Below are 24975 nucleotides of genomic sequence, written 5' to 3' on the forward strand. Positions count from 1 at the left end.
GTCACACAGCGGGTTCGAAGCGCCGCCGTGACACCGCCCAGGCCAACCCCAGGCTTGTCAGGGTGCTGCCGACGAAGAGCAGATCCAGCGCGACGCCAAGACCGGCCCCGTCGCTCACCCAGCCCAGCAACACGGGTACCCAGTTCGCCACATAGGCGATCACATAGAAGAGGGAGAGCAGCCGCGCGTGGCTGGCCGGGGGCGCGATGCGATTGATCAGGGTTGCACTGCCCACGAACACGGCCCCCTGGGCATAGCCCGCCACCAGCAGCCCGAGTCCCGCCAGCCAGCTGGGCAGGCCGTGAACGGCCCCGGCAAAGAGCAGCACGCACAGCGCCAGGGCCAGCACGCCGCTTTGCAGGGTATGGCGGGCATCGAGGCGACGGGCCCAGAGCTGGCAAAGCCCGGAGAAGACCAGATAGGCCGCGACGAGATAACCGAACAGCCCCAGATCCGTCATGCCCAGCATCTCGCTCACCACCTTGGGACCCATGGCCAGCAAGCTGGCCGCCACCGCCCAGGCGGTGAAGAGCGCCAGGGCGCAAAGGAAGAACCCGGCCCCCGTAGCCCTGAGCCCCTCTCCCAGGGAGCCGCCACCCTGCCCGCTCGGGGCGGCCTCCGTCGCCCTCACCCCTTTGGGCCAGCTCAACACCAGCCCCCCGATGGCGCAGGCCGCCATCCCCAGGATCAGCAAAAACGGCAGCGTGGTCGGGTAGAGATCCTGCTGCAGCGCCAGCCCGCTGAACACGGGGCCAAGGGCCAGCCCGGCGGTGAAAGACAATGTGGCGCTCAGGGCCGCCCGCTTGCCCCCATCCCTGGGGCCAAAACGCAGCAGCGCCACATTGGCGGCGCCGGTCAGGCTGCCCGTGCCAATCCCGGCCAGCAGCCGCGCCAGCAAAAGGGCCCAGAAGCTGTCGGCCAGGGAGAAGAGCAGGGCCCCGCCCCCGACCGCCACCAGGGCAGGCAGGATCAGGGTACGCAGATCCGCCACGCGTCCTGCCAGGTGGCCCACCCCGAATAAAGCGATGAGCACGCCCCCCGCATAGCCGCCATAGATGAGGCTGAGGCCGAGATCGCTCAGCGCCAGCGCCGCCTGGTAATGGGGATAGAGCGGGGTAGGCACGCTGCTGTTGAGCAGGGCCGACATCAGGGCAAGGGAGAGAAACCAGCGCAGACGAGGATGGACAACCTGACCTGGCTCGCAAGCCGGGACGCTTGAGACAGACATGGACACTCCAGTGGCAGACGAATGAAACCGCAATCGGGAGCGACATCATAGCGATCCCGCCCACCCCGGACTGCGGCAGTTCTGCATCACGCCGACTCAATCCTGCATCACGTCGGGGTGGCGCGCGCCCTTGGCCGGGGAGCCGCAGGCACGCACCGGACCCGGTCTATCCCCTTGTGCTGCCATCCCCGCTGGCATCTAATATTGCGGCGCCAATCGGGCGTTCTGCTTGAGTGAGGAGCAAGCATGATCAACTGGGACGATGCCCGCTTCTTCCTGGCCCTGGCACGGCGGGGCAGCCTGCGGCAGGCCGGACTCGAGCTCGGGGTGGATCAGGCCACCGTCGGGCGGCGGATCACCCTGCTCGAGCAGCAGCTGGGGGCCAAGCTGTTTATCCGCACCCCCAGACACTATCGCCCCAGCCCCCTGGGGGAAGCGCTGCTGCCCCAGGCCGAGGCCATGGCGCAGGCGGCCCTGGCCATGATGCGCACCGCGAGCCTGGGGGAGCTGGAAGGGGAGCTTTGCATCGCCACCACGGATACCCTGGCCCAGGGCTTCGTGCTGCCCGCGTTCAGCCTGCTGCGCCAGCGCTACCCCGGCATCCGCCTCAAGTTGCTGACCGCCGTCAGCGTGAGCGACATCCCCAATCAGGAGGCGGATCTCGCCATTCGCAGCGTGCGCCCCGAGCAGGGAGATCTCGTGGTCAAACGGCTCGCCACCATCAAGATGGGGCTCTACGCCTCTCCCGACTACCTGGCCAGGCGGGGCACGCCCCGCTCGGGTCAGGCACTGCAAGAGCACGACCTGCTGCTCTTTCCCAGAGAGCTGGTGGCCCGTCACTGGCTGAGTCTGTGCGGCGAACCGCTCCACGAACCCAACGTGGTCCTGCAGAGCAATGCCCAGCTGGTGCTGATGGCGGCCGCCCGGCAGGGGCTCGGCATCGCCCTGCTCTCCACCTTCCTCGCCGAGGAGGATCCCGCCCTGGTGCGCCTGCTGCCTGACCAGCACGATCCCATCGATATCTGGATGGTGCTGCACCCGGATGTGCAGAAGACGGGCCGAATGCGCGCACTGGTGGCAGCCCTGGAGGAGGTGTTCCAGCCCCTGCAACAGACCCGGCCCTCCGCTCTCCCCTGTCAAACGCACAGGGATTGAGCGGGTATGCCCCCCATACGGGGCACTTTCTTCGCAACGAACCATGTTAGAGTCCGCCGCTGTTTTTTCCTTTGATAACGGGGCCTTACATGAAGAAGTTTGTTGTTTCATCCAGTGTCATCCTGATGGCGGGCTTGCTGACAGCCTGTGCGAGTGAGTCGTCGCGCACCCTGGAGGTACCCAAGGTTGCCTCCTATCAGAGCCACTATCAGGGCGCACGCAGCCCCATCGCCGTCGGCAAGTTCGACAACCGTTCCAGCTACATGCGTGGCATCTTCTCCGACGGCGTGGACCGGCTGGGCAACCAGGCGAAAACCGTGCTGATCACCCACCTGCAGCAGACCGGCCGCTTCAGCGTGCTGGATCGCGACAACATGGCGGAGATCCAGGCCGAAGCCGGGATCAAGCAACAGGCTCAGCAACTCAAGGGCGCCGACTACGTGGTCACCGGCGACGTCACCGAGTTTGGTCGCAAGGAAGTCGGTGATCATCAGCTGTTTGGCATCCTGGGTCGCGGCAAATCACAGATCGCCTATGCCAAGGTCAACCTGAACATCGTCAACGTCACCACCTCGGAAGTGGTCTTCTCTTCCCAGGGTGCCGGGGAGTACGAACTCTCCAACCGCGAGATCGTCGGCTTCGGCGGCACCGCCAGCTACGACTCCACCCTGAACAGCAAGGTGCTGGATCTCGCCATCCGCGAGGCCGTCAACAATCTGGTGAACGGCATCGAGACCGGTGCCTGGCGCCCGGCCCAATGAGGAGAGACGAGATGACGCGGTTCCGTCCTTCCCTGCTGCTGGCCAGCGGCCTGCTGCTGAGCGCCTGCGCCCAGGGGCCGCAGACGCTCTACAACTGGGATCAATATCAGGGAGTGGTTTACCAGCACATGCAGGGTGACGACACCGGGGTCGAAGCGCAGATCGATGCGCTGGAGAAAAACCAGCAAGAAGCGAGTGCCAAGGGGCAGGCTGTGCCACCGGGCTTTCACGCTCACCTCGGCATGCTGTACGCCCAGCTCGGCAAGGATGCCCAGACTCGCGAGCAGTTCGAAACCGAGAAGCGCCTCTTCCCCGAATCGGCCCCCTTCATGAACTTCCTGATGTCCAACAAGAAGGGAGAGACCCAATGACCCTGCGCACCCTCCTTGCCCTCACGCTGGGCGCCCTCCTCCTGGGCGGCTGTGCACAGGGCCCCGGTTACGACTACAGCAACTTCAAGGAGAGCAGACCGACCTCCATTCTGGTGCTGCCGCCGGTGAATCACTCGCCGGACATCAAGGCGGGCGCCAGCCTGCAATCCCAGATCACCTATCCGCTCGCCGAATCAGGCTATTACGTGCTGCCGGTGGCGGTCACCAACGAGACGTTCCGGCAGAACGGCGTGACCGAGCCCGCCGACATCCAGGCGCTGCCCATCAAGAAGCTCCACGAGATCTACGGAGCCGATACCGCCCTCTACCTCGACATCAAGGAGTACGGCACCAGCTATCTGGTCATCTCCAGCGAGACAGTGGTCACCGCCAGTGCCCGCCTGGTGGATCTGCGCACCGGCAAGCTGCTGTGGGAAGGCAGTGCCAGCGCCAGCAGTGCCGAGCAGCAGGGCAATTCGGGGGGCGGCCTCATCGGCATGCTGGTGGTGGCGGTGGTCAATCAGATTGCCAACACCCTGACCGACAAAGGTCATGAAATCGCCGGCATCACCAGCGTCAGGCTGCTCAGTGCCGACATGCCCAACGGCATCCTCCATGGCCCCCGCTCGCCGAAATACCAGGCTCGCTAAGGCGCCCGTCACAGTCCACACAAGAGGGCGCCATGCCCTCTTGTTTCAGTCGCCATCCCTTTTCCCTGCCTGACATCGCATGACGCCTCATCGTCTATCTTTTTGATATTGTTGGCTCATTCTTGCGCATGCCGGGTGACGCCCCACCAACTTCATCTGGTGATGCCCGGCGAAATCAGTTACAAGAATGGCCTCTGTCACCACGGGAGCGTTCACTGCATGGCTGGTTCACTGAGGCATATCGTCCCCCGCTCGTGGCTGAATCGATTGGGACTGCTTTGCCTGGCGATAGCGGGACTGGGGCTGGTATCCAACTACACCTACCTCCGTATCAGGCACGACATGGCGCTCATTACCGCCAAGCAACCCAACCTGTTCGAGGTGTTCTATCAGCGGGCCCGCATCCTGGCGCCAGAGAAACTGGCTGATTTCATCGACAACAGCAGCATCAAGATGCCCATCTTCAGCGACAACGGGGATGCGACGGCCTATGCCTACGGCTATGATCTCCCCACCCTGAAGCGTCTGGCGGTCATTCCCGTGTTGCCCCCGGCCAACCAGATGCTCCTCGCCTACCAGTACGTCATCTCCAACCCCGAGGTCCTCAACCTCTACGCCTTCTATGATGATCGCCGCATGCTTGGCATGGTCGCCAACAAGGGGATGCTGCCGAGCCAGCTGCTCCCGGTCAACACCGACCTCAATGACATCGAGCCCTGGACCCACTATTTCGGTTGCGCCTTCTTCGCCTCCACCCATGTCCCCTGCAGCACGGATGAAGCCTGGGTCTCCGGTCTCTATGTCGACACATTCACCGGGTTGCAGGCCATCACCCTCTACTTCCCCTTCGTCTATTACGAGCCAGCCATCAAGGACTACCGCTATGGACTCAAGGGTATCGACATCGCCGTCGACCGGGCGTTCAAGGAGGTGCTGCGCCCCTTCGAGAGCCTCAATCCGACCCGGACCGTCCTCTCCTTCGAAGAGGTCGAGCCCTGCCGTCCGTTCCACCTCTGCCTGAGCACGCCGCTGATGCGCACCAAGGCGGACAGCGACCTCTACCTCAAGTGGTCATACAGCTACGGCGATTTTGCCCGGGCCGTCCTCTTCGGACCGGCCTTCAAGATTTATCTCATCGCCCTGCTGCTGCTGATGCTGACGGGGCGAAGCATCATCACTCGTGTACGCACTCAGGCACAGACCGACGCGCTGACCCGGCTGCCACGCCGTGACATCCTCAATCAGGCGCTGCTGCGGGAGCACGACTACCTGATGATCCTCGACATCGACAACTTCAAGTCCGTCAACGACACCCATGGGCACGGGGTGGGTGACCTGGCGCTCGTCGCCTTCGCCAATCACCTCAAGACCAATACCCGCAAGGGAGATGTCGCCATTCGCTGGGGCGGGGAAGAGTTCATCGTGCTGTTCAAGGGGATGGACGATGACAACATGATGCATCACTCCGCCGCCCGCCTGCTGGAGCGGCCATTGCGCATCCCCGAGCTGCCCGCCCCCATCACCTTCTCTGCCGGAGTGACCCGCATTCGCGATTACCTGACGGTGGCCGAGGCGGTGCAACTGGCCGACGACCTGCTCTATCACGTCAAGCAGCACGGCAAGCGCAATATCGCCTATTACCAGGGGCAGACCATCCGCCTTGTCCGCGATCCGGGTGCCAATTCAGCCCCCTGAGCGGCCCGGCTTCTGCCGCTCCCCTGCTATCTGTTACCATCCCGGCCACGCTGATTGTTTCCGTCCCGGCCATGGGGCGGGATAACCCCATACTGGTGCCCTATGTCCATTGCCTCTTTCGCCGAACTGGCCCTCTCCCCCCGCTTGCAGCAAACCCTGACCGAGCTTGGCTACGCCGCCCCCACCCCGGTGCAGGCCAGCGCCATCCCCCTGATCCTCGCGGGGCGGGATCTGATGGCGGGCGCCCAGACCGGCACCGGCAAGACCGCCGCCTTCGTGCTGCCCCTGCTGGAGCAGTTGCTGCAACACCCGACGAGCGATGGCCCTCGCCCCATCCGCGCCCTGGTGCTGGTGCCGACCCGCGAGCTGGCGGTGCAAGTTGCCGAGAGCGTCACACGCTACGCCAGGGGCACCACTCTCACCAGCACGCTGGTCTACGGCGGGGTGAGCATTGCCGCGCAGGTGGAGGCGCTGAACGCCGGGGTGGATATCCTCATCGCCACGCCGGGACGGCTGCTCGACCATCTGCGGCAGGGGGCGCTCACGCTCGCAGCCCTGCGCCATCTGGTGTTTGACGAGGCGGACAGGATGCTCGACATGGGCTTTATGGACGAGATCCAGGCGCTGTTGAAGCAAATCCCGGCGGATCGCCAGACCCTGCTGTTCTCGGCCACCTGCGACGACAACCTGTTTGCGCTCTGCAAGGTACTGCTGCGCGACCCGGCGCTGGTGGAAGTGGCACCGCGCAACACCACGGCGGCCGAGGTGGAGCAGCGGGTCTATGCGGTGGACAGCGATCGCAAGGTGGCGCTGGTCGAGCACATGCTGACCGTGAAGGGCTGGGCACCGGCGCTGATCTTCAGCCGCACTCGCCAGGGGGCCGACAAGCTGGCCCAGCAGCTTGGCAAGGGGGGCATCAATGCGCTGGCCTTCCACGGGGATCTGTCACAGAGCGCGCGGGAAAACGTGCTGCTGGCGTTTCGCGCCGGCACCTTGCAGGCGCTGGTGGCCACCGACGTGGCGGCCCGCGGCCTCGATATCAGCGATCTCAACCATGTGATCAATCTGGAGTTCCCCCATCAGCCCGAGGATTACGTCCACCGCATCGGGCGCACCGGTCGCGCCGGCAACAAGGGGCTCGCCATCACCCTGTTCAGCCCGGAAGATGCGCCGCTTCTAGAGAAGGTGGAGGCAGTGCTCGACACCCGTCTGCCCCAGCAGTGGTTCCCGGGCTTTGAGCCGGATCTCACCCGCTTCGACCCCGAGCCGCGCCGCGCCAGCAAGGGCGCCCAGAAGCAGAAGGCCAGAAAGCAGGCCCTCGCGGGTAACAAGGGCGGCAAGGGACGAAAATCCTGACACGACTGTTTGCTGGGACAGCCATGCGCCTGCCCCAGCATCACCCCTCTCCAGACCCAGGCCTGTGGGGTGACGCCAACCGCTTTCCTGCCCCCCTGTTCTACTCCGCGCCCTCCTCCTCAGTCCGCTTGCCCTGACCCGGCAACCCTTTGCCACACTCTGCTACAAAAGAGGTAGTCAGGGGGCACACTTTCGCCACAAAGCAGGCGTGCAATGGAGGCATGGACAAGGAGGACATCATGAAACCCGCATCCCTCGTCTGGGCCCTGCCCCTGACCCTCACCCTGCTCTGGCTCGCTGGCCTCACCCAGTGGCCCGCCAGCGTCTGGCCCTGGCGCCACGAACTGCTGATCCTGACCGGTCTGATTGGCCTTGGCGCCATGACCCTCTCTTTGCTGCTGGCCCTGCGCCTGCCCAGGCTCGAAGCCTGGTGCGGCGGGCTGGATCGTATGTTGCACCTGCACCGCAGCAACGCCCTCTGGGCCACCGGCACCCTGGTGGCCCACTGGCTGCTGGTGGAAGCCCCCAAGTGGGCCGTCGCCGCCGACTGGCTGACCCGGCCGGCGCGCCGCGGTGCTGGTGCTGGTGCTGGTGCTGGTGCTGGTGCTGGTGCTGGTGCTGGCAACGATGCCCTCTGGCACAGCCTCGGCAATACCCTGGGGGAATGGAGTTTCTATCTGCTGGTGGCGCTGGTGGTGGTAAGCCTGCTGGCGGTGGTGCGCTACGAGCGCTTCAAGGTGGTTCACCGGCTGGCCCCGGTCATCTATCTGATGGGCTGGCTGCACGGGCTCTGCCTGCTGCCGCGCATCGGCGTCCTGACCCCGGTCGGCCTGACCCTGCTTATCGGCGGCGGGCTGGGTGCTCTGGGGGCGCTCTACTCCCTGTTTGGCCGGGTGGGGCGGGACGCACGCCGCCAGGGGACGGTCAGCGCCCTCACCCCTCTGGACGAGCGCACCCTGGAGATCCGGATTGGCCTCACCGCGCCCCTGCACGGCTATCGCCCGGGGCAGTTCGCCTTCTTCGATTTTGCCGGGCGCGGCGAGCCCCACCCCTACACCCTGGTCGATGTCTCGGCGGATGGCCGCACCCTGACCCTGGCGGTACGCGCCCTCGGGGATCACACCCGCTGGCTGCACCGCCACCTCAAGGTGGGGGATGTCGTCACCGTGACCGGCCCCTATGGCGCCTTCGCCCTGCCAGACTCGGCCCCCGCGCTCTGGGTGGGCGCCGGTATCGGCATCACCCCCTTCGTCGCCTGGCTGGAGGCCCTGGTACGCCGTGGTGAACAACGCCCCGGCACCACCTTGCTGCAATGCGCCCCCACCGCCGAGGCCGCCCCCTATCACAGTCGGCTGGCCGAGCTGTGCCGCCGGGTCGGGATCGACTACCGGCTGCACCTGGAATCCGAGCGCGGCCGACTGGATCTTGCCGCCCTGGGCGAGTGCCAGCACACCCCGGTGTGGTTCTGCGGCCCCGAGCCCATGGCCCACACCCTGGATGCCCATCTGGCCACCCCGCTGCACCGGGAGCTGTTCCGCTTTCGCTGACGGGCCAGCCGGCGCAGCCAGCCATCGGCAGCGCCGTTTTTCTCGGTGCGGGGCGCAGGCGGGCCGGCAAACAGCAAGATTGTCCAAGCGAGAGGCACACCCTTGGGGCTAGATTAGGGGGGCAGTCTGGTACAGGAGGGAAAGATGGCGCAGGACAACCAGTTCATATTCGCACACAGTCAGCACCTGGCGAGCCTGACTGCGCTGCGGGTCAACATGACGGAATTTCGCTACGACCGTCACGCCCACGAGGAGTACTCCTTCGGGGTCACTCTGGCCGGGCGGCAGAACTTCTTCTGCCACGGTGGAGCCCACTCCAGCCCGGCAGGCAGCGTCATCCAGTTCAATCCCGGGGATGTCCACGACGGTCATGCCGGTGACAACGCCAGCCTCGACTACACCATGCTCTACATTCCGCCCCACGAACTCAACCCGCTGTTTGCCGATGCTGCGGGCGAGCGGGCAATGGGGACCTACCGGTTGTTGCAGCCCCTGGTGCGCGATGAGGCGCTGAGCGCCTGCATCCTCGAGCTGGCCCAGGCGGTGCGCGGCCAGGCCGACAGCATAGAGCAGGAGTTTGCCCTCTATCGCCTCGCTACCCGGGTGATGCAGCAGGCGGGACGTTTTGAGCCCAATGGCCGGGTGAGCCGCATCGATCGCCTTCTGTTGCAGGCCAGGGACTTTATCCACGCCCACTTCCAGCAGGATATCTCCCTGGCCGACATCAGCGCGGCGGCCAACATCTCCAAGTACCACTTCCTGCGGCTGTTTCGCCAGCAGCTTGGCATCACTCCCCATCAATACGTGATCAACTGCCGCATCAATGCCGCCCGGCGCGCCCTGGCCGCCGGAGAGTCGGCGCAGGATCTGGTGTACCGCTTCGGTTTCACCGATCTCAGTCACCTCAACCGTCGCTTCAAGCGCATCTATGGCATGACCCCCACCCAATACAGCGCCAGCCTGATCCGCTGAGCCCAAGGAACGCCCCCATGATTGAGCTCCTCGCCTATGCCATCGGCATCATGTATACCCCTGGCCCCGTCAACCTCATCGGCCTCAATGCAGGTCTGGGCGGCCGCACCCGCGCCTCCCTTGGCTTCTTCCTCGGGGTTGGCATCGCGATGTTCGTGCTCCTGCTGCTGTTTGGCTGGGCGGGCACCCGCCTGGTACGGGAAGATACCCTGATCTATGTCAGCCTGGTGGGGTGCCTCTATATCGCCTATCTCGCCATCAAGATCGCCAGCGACAGCGGCAACCTCGGTGCCAACGAGGCGCCTGCCCGCCCTCTGGGGGTGCGCAGCGGCTTCGTCATCCAGCTGCTCAACCCCAAGGCGATGATCGCCACCCTGCCCATCACCAGCATCCAGTTCCCGGCAGCCCAGATCCACGGCTGGAGCCTGCTGCCCTGGTCCCTGCTGCTCGGCCTGCTGGCCGCCGGTGCCCCCGGCAGCTACTCGATGGCTGGCAGCCTCATCGGACGTCATCTTCAACATCCTCGCTGGTTCAGGTACTTCAACCTGCTGATGGCCGCCCTGCTGCTCTACAGCGCCATCGCCCTGGCCTACCAGCATGTCTACCTGCCGTTGGCCGCCTGAGCAGGTCAATTGCCCACGCCAAAAACGGTGAAACGCCACCGATGAAATGGCACTGCAACTGAGAAGACACAGGCCGGGCACTGCTTCACCGGCCTTTTCGGGTCATTTTCGCCATGGGCTGACTATCCTCAACAGGGTCTTGTGCCCGAAGTGACGCTCCCCATGGTTCGCTTCGGTACCAGAGGCAGACCCCTTCCCTCATCGGCGTCAACGCAGCAATACGACGCCATGACCAAAACCCTCATTCGGGTATTGATGCATACGGAATGAATAAGCATCATCTTGCCGCCCCTGGTCATGGATAAGAATGTTGTATGTCCTTTGATAAAAAACACGGTGAGTTCATCTTCAATGTGCAGGAACACCTGGTCACCTGCGAGCTGATCGGCCCTTTCAATGAAGAGGGTATGCTGGCGTGGATTGCACAGATAAAGTCCGTGGTGAACAGCCTGGACGGTAAGCGTTTCTGCGCCCTGGTGGACCATCGCCAGCATCAGGGGGTGGTGCTATCCGCCCTGCCCCATCTGCAGGAGACCTATCAGTGGCTGACACAGAAGAATCTGGTGGCCATCGCCTCCCTCTATTCGGCCAAGGTGCTCCATCATATCGCCCTCTCCTGCCTCTCCCTCACCCACCCGGGCCATATCCAGGCATTCAACGACCCCCAAGAGGCCATCGCCTGGCTGGATGCCCAATACCAGACGCGGTAGGCCACCCGGCCTGTGTTGATACGCCATATGCCGCGCCCTCACCGCCCAGGTCCGGATAAACAAGCCCCAATCCCTGCCCTGAGGTGCTGAGCCCGGCAGCAACCGATGGCTATTCCCCGAGCGACAGGAAAGAGGCCACCGTCAGAACCGCCGCATCTTGCCCGGTTATCTGTACCGGCAGGGCAGCATCCCGGCCAAGGGGCATCTGCGCCGCCCGCACGCTGCCGCCCCAGAAGCTCGCCACCAGTATCAATGCCCCGGCCAACCCGTATTTGATCCAGGATTTCATCGTCTTGCTCCCCTCTCGTTGGCCCTCGCCACCTTGCGGCAAGCAGGCCCATTTATCAGTGGGCAGAAAATACGGGGGATTTGTGAGGGGAAAATGAGGTTGTGTGAAGCCAAGGTGAAGTCGGGGGAAAGCCGTGAGAAATCAGCAGCGACCTCCTAATCGCGAACGTCCGAGTACGCTTCGCTAATCGAACCTACAACACAGATAGCGACCCCTTACACTAACCCTCTCCCAAGGGAGAGAGGATGGTTCGTGCCAATTCCAAGCCACACATATTCACCCGCACCACAGAGCCAAAACACAGCCAGCGGAATCCATTTCGCCCCCTTCTCCCCTTGCGGGAGAAGGGCCGGGGATGAGGGGTAGGTAACAATAAGTCCCATCATGTAGGGTCGATTAGCGCAGCGTAATCGTCCGCTTATCGCCACGCATCGAGTAATGGCAAGACCAACAGGAAACTCTGGATATCAGCGGCTTCTAGGCCACGACCTGTTCGCGATTGTCCGAATACGCTTCGCTATTCGAACCTACTACCCTGTTGAAAACACAAGCGAATCCGCATATTGTACATATTATTAATATTAAACCTCCTAAGAATAAGAGAATAGCCAATGGAAATTGAATCAAAGCTAGTCGAAATTTTTAAAAGCAGAGCCGCTGGGCCTTTTTTGTTCTTAGGTTCAGGTTTTTCGCGGCGATATATAGGGCTAGAGGATTGGAGAGGACTTTTAAGTAAATTCTGTGTGACAGGCAAGCCTTTTGAATATTACTTATCTTCAGCTAATGGAAGCTATCCTAAAATTGCATCATTACTCGCCAAAGATTTTAATGAATATTGGTGGTCGGCACCAGAATACCAAGAACATGTAAATAGGTATAAATCTAAAATTGTTGATGAGACATCTGCCCTTAGAATTGAAATTTGTAACTATCTTTCCACTCTTGATCAGTCTAAAGCAAAAGATTCTCCATTCGTAGATGAAGTTAAGTTGCTAGCTAATCTAAATGTGGATGGTATTATAACAACAAACTGGGATGTCTTTATTGAACAGCTATTCCCAGACTACAAGCCTTACATAGGTCAAGAAGAACTACTATTTTCCAATCCACAGGAGATTGGTGAAATATATAAAATTCACGGATGCTCAACAAATTCTCAGTCCATTGTATTGACAGATTCTGACTACAATAAATTCAATGAAAAAAACACTTATCTAGCAGCAAAACTAATAACCCTATTTGTTGAGCATCCAATCGTATTCATTGGATATTCTATATCGGATGAAAACATTAGTAGTTTACTAAGAGCGATTTCCGCCTGTATTGGTCGAGGTAACATAGAACAATTAAGAAAAAACCTTATATTTATCCAACGACTTTCTGAAAATGAAGAACCCAATATATCTGATACTTACATTACAATAGAAGGTATTCAGATACCTCTTGTATTGGTTAAGACTGATGATTTCATACCTGTTTATAAAGCTATTCACGCTACAAAAAGAAAAATCCCAGCTCGCGTATTACGATATTGCAAAGAGCAACTATATGAGCTGGTAAAATCAGCTGAACCTGAAAAGAAAATATGTGTTGTAGACATTGATGAAATTGATACCAAAGATGATGTGGAGTTCTTGGTAGGTGTTGGTGTTGCTCAACAAGAAATTATTGGTCCTTCACCGGTTGGTTACGCAAGCATAGGAATATCTGAACTTCTAGAAGATATACTGCATGAAAACAAGAGCTTTGACTGCGATCAAATACTGGGCTTAGTTGCACCTAGGACATGCAAGCATACTCCTTACGTGCCTGTTTTTAAATATTTGCGAGAGCTTAACATTAACAGTCTAGAAGAATACAAAGCCAGTAAATACAAATTAGATAAGATTGTATTGAAAGATATTAAAAACTACAGAATGAAAACTTATAGCAAACCTTTTTTTAGGCATTATCGTCATATGACCATGCAAGAAATAATAGATAATTGCACTCCACAAAATGCTTGTGCATATATTCCATTTCTAAGCAAGGATAAAATTAGCCTTGATGTGTTACATGCATTCTTGGTTGAGAATCAAGAAAAATTCAATAATGACGTATCAAACTACGCTAGTAGTTTTAGGAAATTAGCTGCCTTCTATGACAGATTGAAATGGGGATGGTAGATAATAATTTATCAACAGTCATTAAATAATAACCTGTTGTTGTATGCTTGATCTTTAAGTAAGCCCATCCGTATAACGGGTGGGCTTACTTCTATTATCACCAGACTAATCCGAGATATTTAACTCACAATACCACTCACCCCAACGGCGGCGTCCGCGGCGGCACTTGGCGCTTGCTGCCGGTGGACTCGAAGGCCGAGGCAAAGCGCAGCAGGTTGTTGTCGTCATAGGCGCGACCGGCGAAGGTCAGGCCCACCGGCATACCGATATCGGCCATGACGCCCATGGAGACGGTGACGGTCGGCACACCGAGGTGGCGAATGGCGAGGTTACCGTTGGCAACCCAGATGCCGTTGCTCCAGGCGATATCGGCGGAGGCCGGATTCACATCCGCATCAGCCGGGGCGACGTCGGCGACGGTGGGGAACAGCACGGCGTCGAGCTTGAGCCCGTCCATCCAGTCCTCGAGATCCAGCTTGCGAGTCTTCTCCAGACCGCGCAGGCCATCCGGCACTGTGGGGATCTCGTCAAAGCGCTTGATGCCGCGCTTGGCCATATTGACGTACTCGTCCATGCCCGCCGCCAGATCGCCCTCGCGGTTCGGCAGGGTGCCCGGATCGTGGGGGAAGATCTTGGGGCCATCGACATCGGCCAGCTTATTGAGCTTGGGATCGCCGTTGGCGCGCAGGAAGTCGTCGAACGCCCAGCCGGAGAGCTCCCACAGCTCGTCGTTGAGAAACTCCGGGCTCACGATGCCGCGATTGAACACGGTCGGCGCACCGGGTCTGTCCCCTTCGCAGTTGGAGACCAGCGGGAAGTCCACTTCGATGACTTCTGCGCCAGCGGCCTCCAGCGCCTTGCGCGCATCTTCCCAGAGGGCAATCACGGACGGACGGGTATGGATGCGCTGACCGGTCGGGCCGCCGATACCGGGGTTTTCGCTGGTGCCGGCCAGTTCATCCTTGTTGATAAACATGCGCGGCACGCCGAGGCGCTTGCCCTTGAGGGCATCGGCCTTGGCAGCCAGCTCCAGATAGGAAGCCGGACGCACTTCGGAGGCTTTGGGCAGCGGCACCCAGGGCTGCATGCGCCAGAGATCACCGCGAGTGTCGGCATCGTCGGCGACCACCACATCCAGCACTTCCAGCAGATCGGCCATGGTGCGGGCATAGGGCACGACGACATCCATGGTCGGGGTCAGGGGCCAGTTGCCGCGCACCGAAATCACGCCACGGGACGGGGTGTAGGCACACAGGCCGTTGTTGGACGCAGGACCCCGGCCGCTCGACCAGGTCTCTTCCGCCAGACCAAAGGCAGCGAAACTGGCGGCGGTGGCGGTACCGGCACCGTTGGAGGAGCCGGAGGCAAAGGGCGCGGTCAGGTAGTCGGCGTTGTATGGGCTCTCGGCACGGCCATAGACGCCGCGCTGCATGCCGCCATTGGCCATCGGCGGCATATTGGTCTTGCCAAGGCAGATGGCACCGGCGGCGCGCAGGCGCTCCACGGTAAAGGCATCGCGCTGGGCCACCAGATCCTTGAAGGCCGGGCTGCCGGAGGCGGCGGTCAGCCCCTTGACCAGATAGCTGTCCTTGGCGGTGTAGGGGATGCCGTCGAGCGGCCCCAGGGTTTCCCCACGGGCGCGACGGGCATCGGAAGCCTCGGCCTCTTTCAGGGCATCGGGATTGGGCACCACGACGGCGTTGAGGCGGGTTGCTGTCTCGGGGCCGTCATAGGCGGCGATCCGGGCCAGATAGGCCTTGACCAGTTCGACCGCGGTGGTGCGGCCTGATTCGAGCGCGGCACGCAGCTCGGCAATGGAAACCTCGGTCACTTCGATCATTTAGGATCTCCTGTAAAAGGGTGACTGTTTGTCATGATGATCGCCGCATCAGCGCATGCGACCATCACACCATCAAGAGAGAAAACCCCACGGCGTGGGGTTTTGAATACTCACCGGAACCGGTTTACGACCCGTCGCGAGAGGCCGGAAGCTCAGTGAAGAGCAGCACAGGAACCGGAGCGTATAAACATACGTGAGCCCTCGGTTTCACATAAGCGAGCAGCACATGAGCCTTGATCACGGCCTCGCAGCAGGATCGTCATCCGGTTCTTATTTCCCAGAAGGGATCTGCTGGGTAATGCAGTGGATATTGCCACCCCCCAGCAGGATCTCCCGGGCCGGTACGCCGACGACCTTATGCTCCGGGAAGATCTCTTCCAGAATGCGCTGGGCTTCGCCGTCGGTGGCGGCATCCAGCAGCGGGTAGACGATGCGATCGTTGGTGATGAGGAAGTTCACGTAGGAACCGGCCAGACGGCCCTCTGCCTCGCGCGGCACACCGCTGCCGCTCTCGACGCCGGCGGACTCTTCCTGGGTGCAGTAGAGCGGGCCCGGCTGGGGCAGCTTCCACACTTTCAGCTTGCGACCCTTGGCGTCGACCGCCGCTTCCAGCACCTTGAGGGCGGCCAGGGAGCGGGCGTACTGGGGATCGTTCTCGTCATCGGTCCAGTGCAGGGCCACTTCACCCGGGCGCACGAAGCAGCACATATTGTCGATGTGGCCGTCGGTTTCGTCCATATAGACGCCTTCGTCCAGCCAGATAAAGCTGGTGACGCCCAGATAGTCGCGCAGGTGAGCTTCGATCTGCTCTTTGGTCAGGTGCGGGTTGCGGTTTTCGTTGAGCAGGCACTCGGCGGTGGTCAGGCAGGTGCCTTCGCCATCCACATGGATGGAGCCCCCTTCCAGAATGAGCGGTGCATCGTAACGATCCATGCCGTGCTGTTCCAGCATCCGGGCTGCGACCTCTTCATCCTGGTTCCACGGGTAGTAGAGACCCCCCTTGTGGCCGCCCCAGGCGTTGAAGCCCCAGTCCACCCCACGGCACTCGCCTGCGGCGTTGGTGACGATGGTGGGGCCTGTGTCGCGGGCCCAGCAGTCATCGCTGGCCATTTCCACCAGGGTAACGTGGGCGGGCATGATGCCACGGGCCTGCTCCATAAACTGGGCCGGCACCCCCATAAAGACCGGCGTCGCGCCACCGATGGCATCGGCCACCTTGGCGAAGGTGGCCTGGGCGAAGCGACCGGCTTCCCGCCAGTTGTCCGGGCGGAACGGCCAAATCATCCAGACGGCCTGCTGGTGAGCCCACTCGGCGGGCATGGTGAAGCCGTCGGCGGCCGGCGTGGAATTCATGGTCTTGATGCTCATCGCAAGGCTCCTTGCATGGATTGAGGCCCCCGATTTGCCTGGGAACCCTGAAAAAATAAGAGTGGGTCGCAGTGTAAGAAGTTGCGCGCCCATCCATCAAATGAATAGGATTAATTGTCCCATAAACACGGCGAATAATCCCCCCATGAAACTGCACCAGCTCGACCTCAATCTGCTGCTCGCCTTTGACGCCCTGATGACGCAAGGGAGCGTGACCCGCGCCGCCGAATCGCTCTTTATCAGCCAGCCCGCCATGAGCCACTCCCTCGGCCGGTTGCGGGCCTTTCTCGGCGACCCGCTGCTGGTGCGCACGCCCCAGGGGATGTTGCCGACTCCCCGGGCCCAGCGCCTGCATCTGGGGGTGCAGCAGGCGCTACGGCTGCTGGAGCAGCAACTCTGGGAGGAGGACGAGTTCGCGCCGCGCCAGTCGAAGCGCCGCTTCGTGCTCTGCACCACGGATTACGTAGAGTGCGTGCTGATCCCGCCCCTTATCCAGCGCCTCAGGAAGCTGGCGCCGGGCGTCACCATCGAAATCCGCATCCTGCGCGATACCCTGCCCGAAGCCGAGCTGGCGAGCGGCGAGATAGATCTCGTGCTGGGGTTTGACGAGTACATGCAGGTGCCGGGGTATCTGGGCAAGGAGACCTGGCTCACCGAACCCCTGGCCGGGCTGGTGCGTGCCACCCTGGAGCTGGAGGAGGAGCGCATCACCCTCGACCAGCTAATCGAGATGCCCCATGTGTTCCACTCGCCGCTCGGCACCTCGGAGGCGAGCCTCGACCGCTATTTGCAGAGCCTGGGCCATAGCCGCACCATCTCGGTCAACAGCCAGAGCTATATGTCCGCCGCCGCCATCGTGAGCCAGAGCGATCACCTGCTGGTGCTGCCCAGCATGGTGGCCGAGCTGCTCGCCAGCCACTGGCCGCTGAAAAGCCTGCCCCTGCCCGACGACGTGCCGGACTATCACCTCAACTGCGTCTGGCACCCGGTCCACGCCCAGCAACCGGCGTTGATCTGGTTGAAGGCGTTGATGAAGGATCTGGTCAGCCCCGCGTAAACCCGCAGCGTCTGGCATACCAAAGCAGCATGCGCAGCAGCCGGCCCAGGTGTGGCTCAAGCATCTGATGAAAGAGCTGGTGACTCCTGAATAACCCGACGGCGTGTGACTCCCCCCCTCATCCCCAACCCTTCTCCCGCAAGGGGAGAAGGGAGCGGATCTGCGCCACTGGCAGCATCGCAAACAACCTGTCTGCTAGGGCGGAATACATCCCACCAGCACATCGACCTATCGATTCATCAGTTCATCAGTTCATCAGTTCATCAGTTCATCAGTTCATCAGTTCATCAGTTCATCAGTTCATCAGTTCAATGTCACACCACACCACGATGGCCCCGAGATGACCAACAAATGACAACTGTCACTCGATCTGTCCCCTCTCCCTCTGGGAGAGGGCCAGGGTGAGGGGACGCCACCCACTCAGTCACCAGACCGGGGAATGGCTATATCTAATAGGGTCAAACAGCTCTGGATAGGCACCATGAGAACCCATCCATTTGCCAGGCGCATGAGGCGAGAAGCCACCCTTGCCGAACAGAAACTGTGGCTGCAATTGCGCGACCGCCGTCTGGCCGGGGTGAAATTCCGTCGCCAGATGCCCATCGGGCCCTACATTGTCGATTTCATCTCTCTTGAGCAGAGGCTGATCATCGAGGTCGATGGATCGCAGCACAACGAACCGGCAGGGCGGCAATATGATGGAGCAAGAACGGCCTACCTCAATCAGCAAGGCTTTCGGGTGATCAGGGTGTGGAATAACGATGTGTTGAGTCGGATGGAGGCCGTACTGGCCCATATTTGGCTCTCATTGCGCTGAGCACGAGCCCTCCCCCTCATCCCCAGCCCTTCTCCCATTCTTTTGTAAATAAGTGGGAGAAGGGGGCAAAACCCCTGCTGCGAGGGGCATTCCCAGCAACAACAAAGGCTCCCGCGGGAGCCTTTGTTATTTCCATCCTCGCCATCACGCCCGCAGGGCGCTCATCATCCGGGCGACGACACCAACCAGCAGAGGGCGGTCGGGGTGGCACTGGGCGAAGGTGACCAGTCCCTGGATATGGACCTGCAAGAAGGCGGTCAGGGTGGGGATGTCCCCCTCTTTTGCCAGTTCTCCCTGCGCCTTTGCCAGGGTCAGCTGCCCGGCCAGATCCTGTTCCAGCTCGCCGTAGATGGCCTTGAAGCGAAGGTGCAGCTCCTCGTCCTGCTCCGCCAGCTCCATCAGGGTGCGGGTCAGCAGGCAGGAGCCCTGCAGGGCATCGTCCACCACCTGCTCGAGGTAGGCGTGCAGCCCCGCCAGCGGGCTGGGCTGTGCCAGGCAGCGGCGGCGCAGGGCCCCCTTCTCTGCCACATAGTGATCGACCGCCGCCAGCAGCAGACCGCGCTTGTTGCCAAAGGCGGCATAGAGGCTGCCCGGGTGCAGGCCGGTTGCGGCCACCAGCTCCTGCATGGTGGTCTTGGCATAGCCTTTGGCGCGAAAGGCTTCCATGGCGTTTCGCAAGACGGCATCCCGATCGTATTCGGCGCTGCGCATGGGGTCTCCGGTGGCAAGGTCCCGCGGGACGGAAAAAACAGGGCGGCAAGTTTACCCCAGCCTCCCCCGTCAATCCATGTTGAATGCTTGCTCAAAAAATACTTGCACGCAAACCAAAAAACGTCTTGAATGCCCGTTCAAGAATCACTCCCTCAGGACAGACGATCATGAATACCCTGTTTCAGCCCTATCGCCTCAACGACACCCTCACCCTCGCGAACCGTTTCATGATGGCCCCCCTCACCCGCTGCATGGCGGGCCCGGGTCTGGTGCCCACCGAACAGATGGCCGCCTACTACGGCCGCCGCGCCGACATCGGCCTCATCATCTCCGAAGCCACCATTATCCGTCCGGACGGGCAGGGCTACCCCAATACCCCGGGGCTCTACAGCGCCGAACAGATCGCCGGCTGGAAGAAAGTGACCAGCGCCGTGCATGCCAACGGTGGCAAGATCTTCGCCCAGCTGTGGCACGTGGGCCGTCTCTCCCACCCCTTCTTCCACCACGCCGAAGTGCTGGCCCCCTCCGCCGTCGCCCATGAGGGCACGGTGCCGCGCATGCGCGAGCTGGTCTATCAGGTGCCGCGCGCCCTGACCGAGCGCGAAATCGCCCAGTTGGTCGAGGATTACGCCCAGGCCGCCGCCAACGCCATCGAGGCGGGCTTTGACGGGGTGGAGATCCACGGTGCCAACGGCTACCTCATCGATCAGTTCCTGCACCACGCCAGCAACCTGCGCACCGACAACTACGGCGGCAGCCCCGAGAACATGAGCCGCTTCGCCCTCGAGGTAGTGGATGCCATCGCCGCCCGCATTGGCGGGGATCGCACCGGCCTTCGTCTCTCCCCCGGCGCCTATGTGCACCTGGAAGGGGATGCCCGGGATCGCGCCGTGTTCGACCACCTGCTGGCCGAGCTGAACCAACGCAATCTGGCCTATCTGCACCTGGGCATCTTCGATGACAGCCTCACCTTCGACTACCTGGACGGCCGCGCCTCCGACTACCTGCGTGCCCGCTACGACGGCCACCTGGTAGGGGTGGGCAACTACAGCGCAGAGACCGCGCTCGAGGCCATCGAGGCTGACCGCTTCGACCTCGTCGCCATCGGTCGCCCCCTCATCGCCAACCCGGACTACCTCGCCAAGGTGAAGCAGGGAGAGGCGCTGACCCCCTATGCCGACACCATGCTGGCGGAACTGGTCTAACCCTCGCCGGCGCCTTGCCAGACCAAGGATGGGATCCGCGCCCCCGCGCGGGTTTCCAATGTTTGGGCCCTCTCCCGGGCCCTTTTTTCTGCCTGTCTTTCGCCCTTTTTCACGTAAATGGTTGTCACTAACAACCAAATGATGCTATTGGTTGCGTACAACAACCAAATACCATCACTAGGAGACAACCCCATGGATCCCCGCCCCCTGCGCGCCCTGTCGAGGGAACTGGTACGCGAACTCGGCATGCTCTCCCAGCAGTGCGGCTCGCTGGCCCTGAGCCCCCTGGAGGCCCACCTGCTCATCGAGCTGGAGAACGGTCCCGCCACCAACCAGCAGCTTGCCGAGCGCCTTCGCATCGACAAGTCCAACGCCAGCCGCCCCCTGGCCCGCCTCGCCGAGCGGGAGCTGATCGCCTGGCAACCCCACCCCTCGGACGGGCGCAGCAAGGAGGCGAGCCTCACCGAGCTGGGCAAGGCACAGCTTGAGGAGCTGCACCGGCAGATGGACGAGACCATGGCGGGGGCCCTGGCCCAGCTCTCCCCCGCCGAGTGCGAGCAGATCTGGGAGGGCATGCGGCTCTATCGCAGCGCCCTCTCCCGCGCCCGCCGCCAACAGGGGTTCGTCATCCGCCCCATCACCCCGGCTGACAATCCCCGGATCGCCGCCGTGGTGCGCGCCGTCTCCGCCGAATACGGCCTCACTGCCGACAAGGGGTACGGGGTGGCGGATCCCAACCTCGATTTTCTCCACGAGACCTATCAGGGGGAGCGCTGCCGCTACTGGGTGATTGAGGGACCGGACGGCGCCATTCTTGGCGGGGGTGGCATAGCGCCGCTGGCGGGGGCAGCGGATGTGTGCGAGCTGCAGAAGATGTACTTCCTGCCCGCCCTGCGGGGGCTGGGGCTAGGACGGCGGCTGGTGTTGCAGGCGCTGGCCGAGGCTCGCGCCCTCGGTTACCAGCGCTGCTATCTGGAGACCACCGCCGTGCTGCGGGAAGCCACCGCCCTCTATGAATCCCTGGGCTTCGAACACCTGCCGGGGCCCCTTGGCTGCACGGGCCACGATGCCTGCGAGATCTGCATGGTGCTGGCGCTCGACTAGCTCAAACAACAACAAGGGGCCCATGGCCCCTTGTTGTTTCATCTTTCGCCCCCTGATCAGCCAGCGCTCTGCTCCAGGGTCCCAGCAGGCCGGGAAAGCGGTCGCTTGGCCCAGACCCCGGCCAGCAGAGAGCCGGACAGGTTGTGCCAGACCGAGAAGAGGGTGCCAGCCATGGCCGAGGCGGGAGTGAAGAATTTCATGGCCAGCGCCGTGGCGAGGCCAGAATTCTGCAACCCCACTTCGAAGGCCACGGTGCGGCAGATCCGCTCCTCAAAGCCCAGCCAGCGACTGACCCAGTAGCCCGCCGCAATGCCGATGCCGTTGTGCAGGATCACCGCCAGCGCCACGATGGGGCCGATGCTGGCGAACTGCCCTGCGTTGAGGGCGACCACGATGGCGATGATCATGACGATGGCGGCCATGGAGACGAGCGGCAGCACGGGCTCGATACGTGCCGTCAGGGAGTGGAGGAAAACATTGGCAACCACCCCGAACACCACGGGGATCAGCACTATCTTCACCAGGCTCAGCAGCATGTCCAGCACCGGCACGTCGACGCTCTTGCCAGCCAGCAGCTGCACCAGCAGGGGGGTGACGAGCACCCCGAGCAGGGTGGAGAGAGCTGTCATGGTGATGGAGAGAGCCACATCGCCCTTGGCCAGATAGCACATCACGTTGGAAGAGGTGCCACCGGCGACGCTGCCCACCAGCACCATGCCCACGGTCAACTCGGCATCAAAGCCCAGCAACAGGCTGACCAGCAGAGCGGCCAGCGGCATCACGCTGAACTGCAATACCAGCCCGAGGCCGATGGCCTTCTTGTTGCGCACCACGTCGAGGAAGTTCTGGGGTTTGAGGGTCAGCCCCATGGCCAGCATGATGATGGTCAGCAGCGGCACTATCTGGCCCTTGAGGCCGACGAAGGGCTCGGGCTGCCAGTAGGCCAGCAGGGAAAACAGCAGGGCCCAAAGCGGGAAGAGGTGGGTGATGCGTCCAAGCATGATGTACTCCTTGTTATTGTCCAGACGCGGGCTGACCGGAGGATGCCCGCAGGGAACTTTCTCTTATACCAGCTTTGTCGCCGGCAGGCCCGTGTAGCGGCGCTCAGGAAGGGAAATAGAACCAGGCGGTCTGGATAAGACCCTCCTTCACCTCGAACACCGCCACGCTCTCGATGGGCTCGGGGGAGAGGCCGTGGATCAGCTCGTGATCAAACACCTTGTTGCCTAAGATGGTGCGTGACAACAGCTCGGCCTTGAGCAGCGGGTTGTTGAATCTGTGCTGTGCATAGAAGGCCCGCAGCGCCCCCTTGCCGACTGTGCTCGGCGTCTCGGTCGGCATGCGATAACCTTTGAAATCCGGGGCAAAGCAGGCCACGAAGGCGTCGAGGTCGTGGGCATTGTAGGCGGCAAACTGCGCCTCTACGGGTTGGGTGACGGACATGTCTCTCTCCATGGGTGAAATTCAAATCACTTATCCTGTATTTTTATTCAACCATCAAGCCCCGGATGGGGATCTACGCCCCTTCCAATGAAACGCCCCATAACAAAAAACCCCGCCGAAGCGGGGTCTCTCTGGTCATCAGCCACCCGCTGTGCGCGGGCGGGATGATCAGTGTTCGCGGGTCTGGCGGAAGTGAACGTCCGGGTGACGCTCCTGGGCCAGGCGCAGGTTGACCATGGTCGGCGCGATGTAGGTGAGGTTGTCACCCCCATCGAGGGCCAGGTTGACCTCGTTCTTGCGCTTGAACTCCTCGAACTTCTTGACGTCGGTCCCTTCCACCCAGCGGGCGGTGGCGACGTTGACCGCCTCGTAGATGGCCTCGACGTTGTACTCGCTCTTCAGACGAGAAACCACCACGTCGAACTGCAGCACACCGACCGCACCGACGATGAGGTCGTTGCTGATGAGCGGACGGAACACCTGCACCGCGCCCTCTTCGGAGAGCTGCACCAGCCCCTTTAGCAGTTGCTTCTGCTTGAGGGGGTCACGCAGGCGGATGCGGCGGAACAGTTCCGGCGCGAAGTTCGGGATGCCGGTGAACTTGAGATCTTCACCCTGGGTGAAGGTGTCGCCGATCTGGATGGTGCCGTGGTTGTGCAGACCGATGATGTCGCCGGCACAGGCCTCGACCGCCTGTTCACGGTCACCGGCCATGAAGGTGACGGCGTCGGAGATGTTCACGTCCTTGCCGATGCGCACGTGGCGCATCTTCATGCCCTTGCTGTAAGTACCTGACACGATACGCATAAAGGCGATACGGTCGCGGTGTTTCGGGTCCATGTTCGCCTGGATCTTGAACACGAAACCGGAGAACTTCTCCTCGGTCGCCACCACTTCGCGGCTCTCGGCCTTGCGCGGCATGGGGGCTGGCGCCCAGTCGGTCAGGCCGTCCAGCATGTGGTCAACGCCGAAGTTGCCAAGGGCGGTCCCGAAGAAGACCGGGGTCATCTCGCCGGCGATGAAGGCATCGTGGTCGAACTCGGGAGAGGCGCCCTGCACCAGCTCCAGCTCGCCACGCAGTTGGGCAGCCAGATCTTCACCGATGGCGGCATCCAGCTCGGGGTTGTTCAACCCCTTGACCACCCGCTTCTCCTGGATGGTGTGGCCCTGACCGCTCTGATACAGGTAGGTCTCGTCCTTGTAGAGGTGGTAGACACCCTTGAAGGATTTGCCACAGCCGATGGGCCAGGTGATGGGGGCGCACATGATGTTGAGCTCGCGCTCCACCTCGTCCATGACCTCCATCGGATCGCGCACTTCGCGGTCCAGCTTGTTCATGAAGGTGAGGATGGGGGTGTCGCGCAGCCGGGTCACTTCCATCAGCTTGCGGGTCCGGTCTTCAACACCCTTGGCGGCGTCGATGACCATCAGGCAGCAGTCGACCGCCGTGAGGGTACGGTAGGTATCTTCGGAGAAGTCCTCGTGACCCGGGGTATCGAGCAGGTTGACCAGGCAGTCGGCATAGGGGAACTGCATCACGGAAGTGGTGATGGAGATACCGCGCTGCTTCTCCATCTCCATCCAGTCGGATTTGGCGTGCTGGCCCGAGCCACGGCCCTTGACGGTACCGGCGCGCTGAATGGCCTGTCCGAACAGCAGGACCTTTTCGGTGATGGTGGTTTTACCCGCATCCGGGTGCGAGATGATCGCAAAAGTGCGTCTCTTGGAGACTTCACTCAGAAATTCAGCTGACATAATTCGACGTTCTTCTATTGAGCGGCGGCCTGGAGCCACCGTGGGAATAAATGCGGGACAGCACCTTGGAATCAGGGCGCCCATGCAGACAACGACACCACGCGGGCGGGTCAGTGACCGCCGGTGGAGACAGGAGAAGCGCGTTGCATTACA

Annotated in this window: 23 protein-coding genes; 15 read left to right on the plus strand and 8 right to left on the minus strand. The window is 61.6% G+C overall.

The window, feature by feature from the left end; translation table 11 throughout:
* Position 1: 1 nt before the first annotated feature.
* Positions 2–1228: a sugar MFS transporter gene (locus tag AB5Y53_RS06070; RefSeq protein ID WP_368181336.1), complete on the minus strand. Its 1227-nt coding sequence runs from the start codon at positions 1226–1228 to the stop codon at positions 2–4.
* 246 nt (positions 1229–1474) lie between these two features.
* Here AB5Y53_RS06070 and AB5Y53_RS06075 point away from each other — a divergent pair, with 246 nt between their 5' ends.
* The 10 genes from AB5Y53_RS06075 (at position 1475) to AB5Y53_RS06120 (ending at position 11068) form a co-directional block, all read left to right on the plus strand.
* Complete coding sequence (locus AB5Y53_RS06075; RefSeq protein ID WP_368181337.1) at positions 1475–2383, plus strand: LysR family transcriptional regulator; 909 nt, start codon at positions 1475–1477, stop codon at positions 2381–2383.
* An 89-nt stretch (positions 2384–2472) separates the two neighbouring features.
* Entirely contained in the window at positions 2473–3144 is a 672-nt protein-coding gene (locus AB5Y53_RS06080; protein ID WP_368181338.1) for a CsgG/HfaB family protein, read from the plus strand.
* Positions 3145–3155: 11 nt separating this feature from the next.
* A complete protein-coding gene (locus tag AB5Y53_RS06085; protein WP_151028381.1) occupies positions 3156–3515 on the plus strand; it encodes a DUF4810 domain-containing protein in 360 nt (119 codons plus the stop codon).
* Positions 3512–4165, plus strand: a complete 654-nt coding sequence (locus tag AB5Y53_RS06090; protein ID WP_128297302.1) for a DUF799 domain-containing protein — start codon at positions 3512–3514, stop codon at positions 4163–4165. The genes AB5Y53_RS06085 and AB5Y53_RS06090 overlap by 4 nt, the downstream gene beginning before the upstream one ends.
* Before the next feature lie 219 nt (positions 4166–4384).
* Positions 4385–5860 carry a GGDEF domain-containing protein gene (locus AB5Y53_RS06095; protein ID WP_368181340.1) on the plus strand — a complete coding sequence of 492 codons (1476 nt, stop codon included), beginning with the start codon at positions 4385–4387 and terminating at the stop codon, positions 5858–5860.
* 102 nt (positions 5861–5962) lie between these two features.
* Entirely contained in the window at positions 5963–7216 is a 1254-nt protein-coding gene (locus AB5Y53_RS06100) for a DEAD/DEAH box helicase (protein WP_368181341.1), read from the plus strand.
* 221 nt (positions 7217–7437) lie between these two features.
* Positions 7438–8763, plus strand: a complete 1326-nt coding sequence (locus tag AB5Y53_RS06105; RefSeq protein WP_368181342.1) for a ferric reductase-like transmembrane domain-containing protein — start codon at positions 7438–7440, stop codon at positions 8761–8763.
* 144 nt (positions 8764–8907) lie between these two features.
* Entirely contained in the window at positions 8908–9735 is an 828-nt protein-coding gene (locus AB5Y53_RS06110) for a helix-turn-helix domain-containing protein (protein ID WP_368181344.1), read from the plus strand.
* A 17-nt stretch (positions 9736–9752) separates the two neighbouring features.
* On the plus strand, positions 9753–10358 hold the full coding sequence (locus AB5Y53_RS06115; RefSeq protein ID WP_323956514.1) for a LysE family transporter: 606 nt from the start codon (positions 9753–9755) through the stop codon (positions 10356–10358).
* Between the two features lie 314 nt (positions 10359–10672).
* Positions 10673–11068: a hypothetical protein gene (locus tag AB5Y53_RS06120; RefSeq protein WP_368181345.1), complete on the plus strand. Its 396-nt coding sequence runs from the start codon at positions 10673–10675 to the stop codon at positions 11066–11068.
* Positions 11069–11177: 109 nt separating this feature from the next.
* Here the strand turns inward: AB5Y53_RS06120 and AB5Y53_RS06125 are convergent, their stop codons facing one another.
* Entirely contained in the window at positions 11178–11357 is a 180-nt protein-coding gene (locus AB5Y53_RS06125; RefSeq protein ID WP_275873071.1) for a hypothetical protein, read from the minus strand.
* A gap of 611 nt (positions 11358–11968) precedes the next feature.
* Between AB5Y53_RS06125 and AB5Y53_RS06130 the strand changes: the two genes are divergently transcribed.
* Positions 11969–13522, plus strand: coding sequence for an SIR2 family protein (locus AB5Y53_RS06130; protein ID WP_368181346.1), 1554 nt, complete (start codon positions 11969–11971; stop codon positions 13520–13522).
* 136 nt (positions 13523–13658) lie between these two features.
* Here AB5Y53_RS06130 and AB5Y53_RS06135 read toward each other — a convergent pair whose 3' ends face one another.
* Complete coding sequence (locus AB5Y53_RS06135; protein ID WP_368181347.1) at positions 13659–15362, minus strand: amidase; 1704 nt, start codon at positions 15360–15362, stop codon at positions 13659–13661.
* 270 nt (positions 15363–15632) lie between these two features.
* The gene (gene aguA, locus AB5Y53_RS06140) at positions 15633–16730 is read right to left on the minus strand and encodes an agmatine deiminase (protein WP_368181348.1); all 1098 of its coding nucleotides are present in this window, start codon (positions 16728–16730) and stop codon (positions 15633–15635) included.
* A 145-nt stretch (positions 16731–16875) separates the two neighbouring features.
* Here aguA and AB5Y53_RS06145 point away from each other — a divergent pair, with 145 nt between their 5' ends.
* Positions 16876–17787, plus strand: a complete 912-nt coding sequence (locus tag AB5Y53_RS06145) for a LysR family transcriptional regulator (protein WP_128345618.1) — start codon at positions 16876–16878, stop codon at positions 17785–17787.
* A gap of 481 nt (positions 17788–18268) precedes the next feature.
* Positions 18269–18604: an endonuclease domain-containing protein gene (locus AB5Y53_RS06150; RefSeq protein ID WP_368181350.1), complete on the plus strand. Its 336-nt coding sequence runs from the start codon at positions 18269–18271 to the stop codon at positions 18602–18604.
* Between the two features lie 144 nt (positions 18605–18748).
* Here AB5Y53_RS06150 and AB5Y53_RS06155 read toward each other — a convergent pair whose 3' ends face one another.
* The gene (locus AB5Y53_RS06155) at positions 18749–19315 is read right to left on the minus strand and encodes a TetR/AcrR family transcriptional regulator (protein WP_368181351.1); all 567 of its coding nucleotides are present in this window, start codon (positions 19313–19315) and stop codon (positions 18749–18751) included.
* A 167-nt stretch (positions 19316–19482) separates the two neighbouring features.
* Here AB5Y53_RS06155 and AB5Y53_RS06160 point away from each other — a divergent pair, with 167 nt between their 5' ends.
* Positions 19483–20520, plus strand: a complete 1038-nt coding sequence (locus AB5Y53_RS06160; protein ID WP_171865565.1) for an alkene reductase — start codon at positions 19483–19485, stop codon at positions 20518–20520.
* 192 nt (positions 20521–20712) lie between these two features.
* Entirely contained in the window at positions 20713–21624 is a 912-nt protein-coding gene (locus AB5Y53_RS06165) for a GNAT family N-acetyltransferase (RefSeq protein ID WP_368181352.1), read from the plus strand.
* A gap of 56 nt (positions 21625–21680) precedes the next feature.
* On the opposite strand, the gene AB5Y53_RS06170 is transcribed toward AB5Y53_RS06165, so the two are convergent.
* The 3 genes from AB5Y53_RS06170 to prfC all read right to left on the minus strand — a co-directional run bounded on the left by AB5Y53_RS06170 (position 21681) and on the right by prfC (position 24825).
* Positions 21681–22625 carry a bile acid:sodium symporter family protein gene (locus AB5Y53_RS06170; protein ID WP_041214550.1) on the minus strand — a complete coding sequence of 315 codons (945 nt, stop codon included), beginning with the start codon at positions 22623–22625 and terminating at the stop codon, positions 21681–21683.
* Positions 22626–22728: 103 nt separating this feature from the next.
* Complete coding sequence (locus AB5Y53_RS06175) at positions 22729–23067, minus strand: nuclear transport factor 2 family protein (RefSeq protein WP_316274449.1); 339 nt, start codon at positions 23065–23067, stop codon at positions 22729–22731.
* A 168-nt stretch (positions 23068–23235) separates the two neighbouring features.
* Positions 23236–24825, minus strand: a complete 1590-nt coding sequence (prfC, locus tag AB5Y53_RS06180; RefSeq protein ID WP_103255304.1) for a peptide chain release factor 3 — start codon at positions 24823–24825, stop codon at positions 23236–23238.
* Between the last annotated feature and the right edge of the window lie 150 nt (positions 24826–24975).

The sequence above is a fragment of the Aeromonas sp. R7-5 genome, from assembly GCF_040908015.1.
Lineage (GTDB): Bacteria > Pseudomonadota > Gammaproteobacteria > Enterobacterales > Aeromonadaceae > Aeromonas > Aeromonas caviae.